This is a genomic window from Candidatus Nitrosopumilus sp., assembly GCF_040878665.1.
GTDB lineage: Archaea > Thermoproteota > Nitrososphaeria > Nitrososphaerales > Nitrosopumilaceae > Nitrosopumilus.
In genome coordinates, this window is sequence record NZ_JBBDLU010000004.1 from 137399 (window position 1) to 143873 (window position 6475).

The window sequence follows — 6475 nt, forward strand, 5'->3', positions numbered from 1 at the left end:
CTATTCTTGTTCTAGAATTAGCTTTGACATTGTAGTCTCAGTTGGTATTTTTTGTTCAACTGCAAAAGCAATTGCTGCAAGATTTCTAATCTCAAATGATGTTAATTTTGTGATTCCTACAATTGTTGCAAAGCTGAACATCTTTGTAAATGATCTAAGTGATGCAGTATAGATTGCCATCTCAAATGCTCTTTCAAATTCAGCAATAGCATCTAATTCATTTTCAACCTGTGGAACTAAATCTTTGTATTTTGTATTTGATAATTCACTAAATGCATCTCTAAGAGTTGCTGCTACCGTCATTCTTCCCAACAATTCTCTAGCAGGTGGACTGGTAACAATAATCAAATCTTGAATTTGCTCTTCTTGCAATCCCCAGAATTTTCCTCTAATCACACTCAAAATATTATAAAAGTCAATATCCATTGAAACTATTTTTGTTGCCTCTTTATCAGAATAGTTTTTCATTGCACCGGCTAGATGTTGAAATAATATTTTATCAAAATATGTATCAAATACTTGGAGATTCTTCTTTTCGTTGTATAATGCAGCAGCCTTTGTAATCTCATCTGCAAATTGAACGGAATTCAAACTTGCAACTGCTTCTTCAAAGTCCTTTGCAACAAGTGCTTTAATCACAATATCTCTTTGTTTGATTAATTCTTCAGCATGTAGGTTTACATGAGATTCAATATCTTCTTGTGCTTTTCCTAATATTTTGCCTTTTAAAATTAATTTTAGATTTGAAACAATGAATTTCATATAATATGCATCTAAAACACCCGAATTACCTGATGTCTTTGCAATGGAATAATGTATATCTGCTAATTTACTCCTCAGAGCTGATTCGATATTTTGTGAAGTATATGGTTTTTGAACATCGGCTACGGCATCTCCATATACAGTATTTTTGATTCTTGTCACCAACTCTTCTAAATCTCGTGATTCGGCAAGCGTCTGAAAATCAGACTTTGTAAGTAATTTACCTCTTTTACTATATGCTTTTACAGAGGCATATACATTCTTAGAACCGCCCATTTCGATCAATCTTCTTTAGGCAACTGATTTTAATGTTTGGCGATCTGTTTCTGAGAACAAATTTTACGTAATTTTATCTAAAAATATCATGGCTTCATCTTTTTCCTGTTTTGATAGTTTTACAAAGGCTAAAAGAATCTCTTTTTGTATTATTAGTGACTCATCTGAAATATCCTTTAATTTTGAGAGATCAAAGGGGAGCAGTTCATTTATTTTATTATCACAGAATGCTTTTACATATTTTTGAAAAATTGAGTACGTAAAAGTGGGGCTTGTTTTTAAAAGACTAGTTAGGATCTTTTCAAACTCTTTTTCACTAGGATCGGATTTTGAAAAAAATGCCGCCAAAAGATTTTCTTTATTCTTGCTTTCACTGATTGATAGTGCTACGAGTATTCCTTTTTTTGTTAGATGATAATATGGGATGCCTTTCTCTTGTAATGCCTTTGGACCTCTTTTTAGAGGCAATCTTCCATCCTCTTCAGCGATCTCCATAGGAAGCAAGATTTCATCAAGATCTCGAAATATTCCTGAATAGATATTCTTCCAAGTAATATTGTGTTTTTTTGCTATTCTTTGCGAAATTCCTGTTCTTGTTCTTTCTGCTGGATTAGCATTGCTACCAAGAATAGTGATGATCGCCCTCTGTCTATTTGCTTCTCCGGTAAGATCTTCACCCTTTGTTTTGAATGTGTCAAATATTGCTAATTTTGTATTGGATTTGGTCTTCATTTGGTCACCTTTATCATAATTTTCATCTTTTATGTTAGTATCAGGATATACTAAAATATAATAATTTACTTTTTTGTATGCTTTCTAGTCTTCAATGCTTAAATAATTTTCAATTTCGATAAATTTAATGAATTCTAGGAACTACAAGTATGCTCTATTACTTGTAGCCGCAGTAGCCATTACCGCAACTGGTGCTATGTCTCAAGCATATGCACAAAGTGTTAATGATGGTATGGACGGATATGTCAAAGGAACTAGTGGAATTTACACTGGTAATCCTAACGAATGTTGGTATGAAGAAGATGGCAGTATGCTACCTTGTAAAATTGATACAGGTGATACAGCATGGATGCTTACAGCAACTTCATTAGTACTCTTCATGTCCCCAGGTGTCGGTTTCTTTTATGGCGGATTAGCCAGATCAAAGAACATCGTCAACGTACTTGGTATGACCTTAATCGTAATGGGTCTAATGTCAGTACAATGGGTTCTATGGGGATACTCACTAGCATTTGGCGGAATTGATTCAGATGCAAACATGTTCATGGGAAATCTTGATTATGCAGGATTTAACATGGTTTCACCATACGCGCCATTAGGCGAAGCAGGTCCATGTGGAGACACTTGGTCAGCAGCTTACCAGATGAATGCGATGGTTGAAGGAGATGTTTGTAGTCAAGGTTGGCCTGGTACAGTACCACACCAACTATTTGCAATGTTCCAAGCAACATTTGCTATCATTACACCAGTTCTAATTATTGGTGGATTGATTGACAGAATCAAATTCAGCGCATTAATCATATTCGTACTCTTATGGGGAACCTTTGTTTATGATCCAATAGCACATTGGGTCTGGGGAGGTGGATACATAGGAGGAGGTTCACTTGACCTTGATCCAAACTTATCGCCATCATATGCATTAGACTTTGCAGGTGGTACTGTAGTACACATTTCTTCAGGATTTGCTGCATTGGCAGGAGCCTTAGTCCTTGGCAGAAGACTTGGATATGGCAAAGTGCCAATGGAACCACACAATATCCCAATGGTAGTCCTCGGAGCAGGAATACTCTGGTTTGGATGGTTTGGTTTCAACGCAGGAAGTGAAGTTATGGTAGACGGCATTACCGTCAGCGCATGGACTGTTACAAATACCGCAACTGGTATGGCAGCAATCACTTGGGTGCTCATGTCTTGGGCACATACAGGAAAACCAAGTGTTGTTGGAGCTGCATCAGGAGTAGTAGCAGGATTGGTAGCAATCACACCAGCCTCAGGTTGGGTAGGTCCAATGGCTGCGATTATAATCGGTATTGCAGCTGGTTCAGTTTGTTATGCAGCAATAGCATTCAAGAGTGCACGTAAATGGGACGACGCATTAGATGTATGGGGAGTACACGGAGTGGGTGGTCTTACAGGTGCAATTTTGACTGGTACATTAGCTAGTCCACACATCTGGGATACCGGAGACGGTATTGGTGCATGGACTGGTACTGCAGAAGGAATGGAACAGCAAGCAATCAGCATCATTGGTGCTGCAATATCAGTAGGCTATGCCTTTGGTGTTACGATTGTAATTCTCAAAGTAATGGATGCCGTATGGCCTGGCGGAATCAGAGTCACTCCTAAAGAAGAGGAGATTGGTCTCGATTTGGCACAGCATGGCGAGAGAGCATACGTAAACGAATAGAAAAAACCCTTTTCTTTTCTTCTTTTTATTTAATCCAAATCAATTTAGATTTGATCATTTTATCCAAACTATGTTAATATCTACTATTGAACTTACTTCAATTCTAAATAATTCCAATGTAATAATAGCTGATACTCGCTCTTTCAAAGAATATTCTGAAGGTCATATTCCAGGAGCCGTTAATCTTGATCTTTTTGCATTTCATTGGATTGATACAACAAAAGAAGGAATTACAAATTTCAATAATCAATCTCAAACACTTCTCTCGTTTCTTGGAGTTACACCAGAAAAGAAAGTCATCTTTTATGATGCTGTTTCTGGCATGCTTGCAGCAAGAGGTGTTTGGATGTTGATGTATTTTTCTCATCCACATGTTTCAATGTTGGATGGCGGAATAACAAAATGGAAAAAAGAAAATCTTCCTCTTGAAACAAAACCTAATGGCTTTCAACCCTCTACATTTTCAGGGAAAATTAATTCTGATATTATTTCGGGATTTGAATACATTCGAGATAATCTAGATAATTTGAAAATATTGGATGCTCGCTCTACAAGTGAATATGACGGAACCACAATTCGAGCAGCTCAATCTGGACACATTCCAACCTCAATCAATATTGATTGGAATCAAAATCTTACTGAAGATGGGACTTTCAAAAATGATGAAGAGTTATTCCAAATGTATAATATTCCAAAAGACACTGAAATTGTGACTTATTGTCAAGGAGCATATCGTGCTGCCAATACGTTTTTAGTTTTGAAAAAATTAGGATTCAAAAATGTTCGAGTCTATCTTGGTTCTTGGGGGGAATGGGGTAATAGATTAGATTTGCCTGTAGAAAAATAGATACATATCATACCATGCCTTATTTAGGCGTAAAAGTGGGAGACAATTTAGAGCATTTTTGAGATCTTTTCTAGGTAAAATGATTCAAAAAGAAGAAACGATAATTGATTCAACCTTTTATGAAACTAAATCTAGAGTAAACTAAAATACAAAGATCTTTTCACTGTTAAAATAATTTCTTAACTATATTTTAGAACATTTTTCACATAATACTGGTTTATCTGGAGAATAAACTAATTTTGCATCTTTTTCTTTGATACCACACTTGAAACATTCCTCCACTCTCACCATAATACTCTATAATTTTTTAAATATATTACTTTTTTTAAAAAATAAATTCGGAATTATTAATGAATTAAAATCATTTTGTTGGATTCATCAAGGCAGCACGTTCTTTTGTTTTCTGATCAACTAGAGCATTAACATATTGACCTGGTTCTCCCTGACAATTACCAATATTTACTGCAAATCCATCTAATGTTTCTGCAACACAGCCATTTTCAGTAACTGCTATTATCTTAACCATCTCCATGTTGTGCTCTGGTGCAGTATAGAACATCAAATATGTAAAAAGAAGACCTGCTCCTAATGCAATGACTCCTGCGATGATGAAAGTATTTTTACTTGATTTTTTATCAGATCTGTTATTTATTGCAGACACGTTACTTTCTCATCCACGTTGATTATAAATTACGTAGACATTTCTCACTAGTAGCTTTCACATATGAAAGTCAGATGTGGAAATTGTTCCTGGATGTTATATCTGGTTTTCACATATCTATACTGAGGAAAATGCTCAAACAAAAACAAACAGAAAATAAACTATCACGACGTATGCTTTTTTCTGCAATGGTTGTAGGAATCGCAGTTGTTGTAGTTTTTACAGTGACTCCATGGAACTATGTTCCTACAGAAGTCACTGAAGATGTCACTGTAATAGCAATCACAGAATATGGATGTGTTGGAGAATCCCAATACGGACTCAGTGTGGTTGTACCTGAATGCAGTGCAAAAGTTGGTGAGACCGTATCTGCTACATTTAATGTTCCTTCAGGAAAATTAAATGGATACTGGCAAGAACTTGAAAGAAGGCAAAACCCAATGGTTGATGAATGGGATAGAAATGTTAGCGGTTCAGGTTTCTCACCATAATTTTTTTTTGATTTTAAAATCAAGATTATAAGACATGATAACTAAGGCATGTTAGATTGGTTGATTTTAAAATTTTAGCAAGAGATTCAAAACTAAAAAAAGACATTCTCAAGGCATTATCTGATGAATACTCTAGAACAATCATGAATTTCACAATTGAACAACCAAAATCAGTTGTAGAAATTGTAAAAGAATGTGATATTCCAATGACTACTGCATACAGACGTGTAAATGAACTTGAAGAAAATAAAATTCTAAAAGTTACAGGTTCTGTTGTTACTGATGATGGCAAAAAATACTTTCTATATCAAAATAGACTAAAGTCAATCTATGTAATATTCGGGTTAGAAGCATTAGATGTACAAATTGTGGAAAATGAAGGAATGGGTACTAGCGCATATTGGTGATACTTTCCAATCTGTTTAATTTTGAAATTCTGTTCCTTGCTTTTGTTCTTAATGTGATGCGACAACATGGACATCTATCACCTTCAAAATCCATAAAAATTCCACAAAAAGTACAACGTTTTTGCCCTTCTTGATATTTTAGTTTCATTGATGTTCCAATACTTTTGAAAGTTTGACAAATTCCTTTACATGTTGCCGCCATTTCCATAATTTATGGTGCTACGTAGTATATTACGAAAATAGATAATTTCCTATAATGATTACCAATACTGAAAGTCAGATGTGGAAATTATCTATGAATATTATATGATAAAAAATTACAACTGTTTTTCATGAACAAACAATTTACAGTGGCGTTTAGTATTGTATTATTACTGACAGTTACTGTTGTAGCTTCTGTTGATTTTTTACAGACAGCTAATGCTACTAAAGCACAAGGTAATTCTTTACCTGAAATTAGTTCCAAGAAAGTTTGTGGAGATAAACTATGTTCCGAAGTAGATTCTTCTGAATCTTCTAAAAACAAGCACGGTGAATCCTCACATGAAGATAAAGCAAAGCACGGTGAATCCTCACATGAAGATAAAGCAAAGCACGGTGAATCCTCACATG

8 protein-coding genes and 1 pseudogene are annotated in these 6475 nt (G+C 35.1%); 5 read left to right on the forward strand and 4 right to left on the reverse strand.

Features of this window, described 5'->3' with window-relative positions:
- Both WDZ98_RS04445 and WDZ98_RS04450 read right to left on the reverse strand, forming a co-directional pair.
- Positions 1–1038, reverse strand: coding sequence for a V-type ATPase subunit (locus tag WDZ98_RS04445; RefSeq protein WP_368057135.1), 1038 nt, complete (start codon positions 1036–1038; stop codon positions 1–3).
- A 63-nt stretch (positions 1039–1101) separates the two neighbouring features.
- Positions 1102–1770 carry a hypothetical protein gene (locus WDZ98_RS04450; RefSeq protein ID WP_368057133.1) on the reverse strand — a complete coding sequence of 223 codons (669 nt, stop codon included), beginning with the start codon at positions 1768–1770 and terminating at the stop codon, positions 1102–1104.
- A gap of 127 nt (positions 1771–1897) precedes the next feature.
- Here WDZ98_RS04450 and WDZ98_RS04455 point away from each other — a divergent pair, with 127 nt between their 5' ends.
- Both WDZ98_RS04455 and WDZ98_RS04460 read left to right on the forward strand, forming a co-directional pair.
- Positions 1898–3457: an ammonium transporter gene (locus WDZ98_RS04455; protein WP_368057131.1), complete on the forward strand. Its 1560-nt coding sequence runs from the start codon at positions 1898–1900 to the stop codon at positions 3455–3457.
- A gap of 70 nt (positions 3458–3527) precedes the next feature.
- The gene (locus WDZ98_RS04460; protein ID WP_368057129.1) at positions 3528–4304 is read left to right on the forward strand and encodes a sulfurtransferase; all 777 of its coding nucleotides are present in this window, start codon (positions 3528–3530) and stop codon (positions 4302–4304) included.
- 361 nt (positions 4305–4665) lie between these two features.
- On the opposite strand, the gene WDZ98_RS04465 is transcribed toward WDZ98_RS04460, so the two are convergent.
- Positions 4666–4965 carry a hypothetical protein gene (locus WDZ98_RS04465; RefSeq protein ID WP_368057127.1) on the reverse strand — a complete coding sequence of 100 codons (300 nt, stop codon included), beginning with the start codon at positions 4963–4965 and terminating at the stop codon, positions 4666–4668.
- 131 nt (positions 4966–5096) lie between these two features.
- Between WDZ98_RS04465 and WDZ98_RS04470 the strand changes: the two genes are divergently transcribed.
- Positions 5097–5456, forward strand: coding sequence for a hypothetical protein (locus tag WDZ98_RS04470; RefSeq protein WP_368057125.1), 360 nt, complete (start codon positions 5097–5099; stop codon positions 5454–5456).
- Positions 5457–5512: 56 nt separating this feature from the next.
- Positions 5513–5863 (forward strand): winged helix-turn-helix domain-containing protein, encoded by a 351-nt coding sequence (locus WDZ98_RS04475; protein WP_368057123.1) that lies wholly within the window; start codon positions 5513–5515, stop codon positions 5861–5863.
- Here WDZ98_RS04475 and WDZ98_RS04480 read toward each other — a convergent pair.
- Positions 5847–6071 carry a hypothetical protein gene (locus WDZ98_RS04480; RefSeq protein WP_368057121.1) on the reverse strand — a complete coding sequence of 75 codons (225 nt, stop codon included), beginning with the start codon at positions 6069–6071 and terminating at the stop codon, positions 5847–5849. The two genes, WDZ98_RS04475 and WDZ98_RS04480, sit on opposite strands and share 17 nt — an antisense overlap.
- Before the next feature lie 124 nt (positions 6072–6195).
- On the opposite strand from WDZ98_RS04480, the pseudogene WDZ98_RS04485 reads away from it, so the two are divergent.
- A pseudogene (locus tag WDZ98_RS04485) lies at positions 6196–6475 on the forward strand (hypothetical protein); the annotation flags it as partial.

What these genes read in the sequence shown, in the direction of transcription:
- WDZ98_RS04480 (WP_368057121.1), bottom strand. Translation starts at nt 6,071, where the DNA reads ATGGAAATGGCGGCAACATGTAAAGGAATTTGTCAAACTTTCAAAAGT.
- WDZ98_RS04470 (WP_368057125.1), top strand. Translation starts at nt 5,097, where the DNA reads ATGCTCAAACAAAAACAAACAGAAAATAAACTATCACGACGTATGCTT.
- WDZ98_RS04450 (WP_368057133.1), bottom strand. Translation starts at nt 1,770, where the DNA reads ATGAAGACCAAATCCAATACAAAATTAGCAATATTTGACACATTCAAA.
- WDZ98_RS04445 (WP_368057135.1), bottom strand. Translation starts at nt 1,038, where the DNA reads ATGGGCGGTTCTAAGAATGTATATGCCTCTGTAAAAGCATATAGTAAA.
- WDZ98_RS04460 (WP_368057129.1), top strand. Translation starts at nt 3,528, where the DNA reads ATGTTAATATCTACTATTGAACTTACTTCAATTCTAAATAATTCCAAT.
- WDZ98_RS04455 (WP_368057131.1), top strand. Translation starts at nt 1,898, where the DNA reads ATGAATTCTAGGAACTACAAGTATGCTCTATTACTTGTAGCCGCAGTA.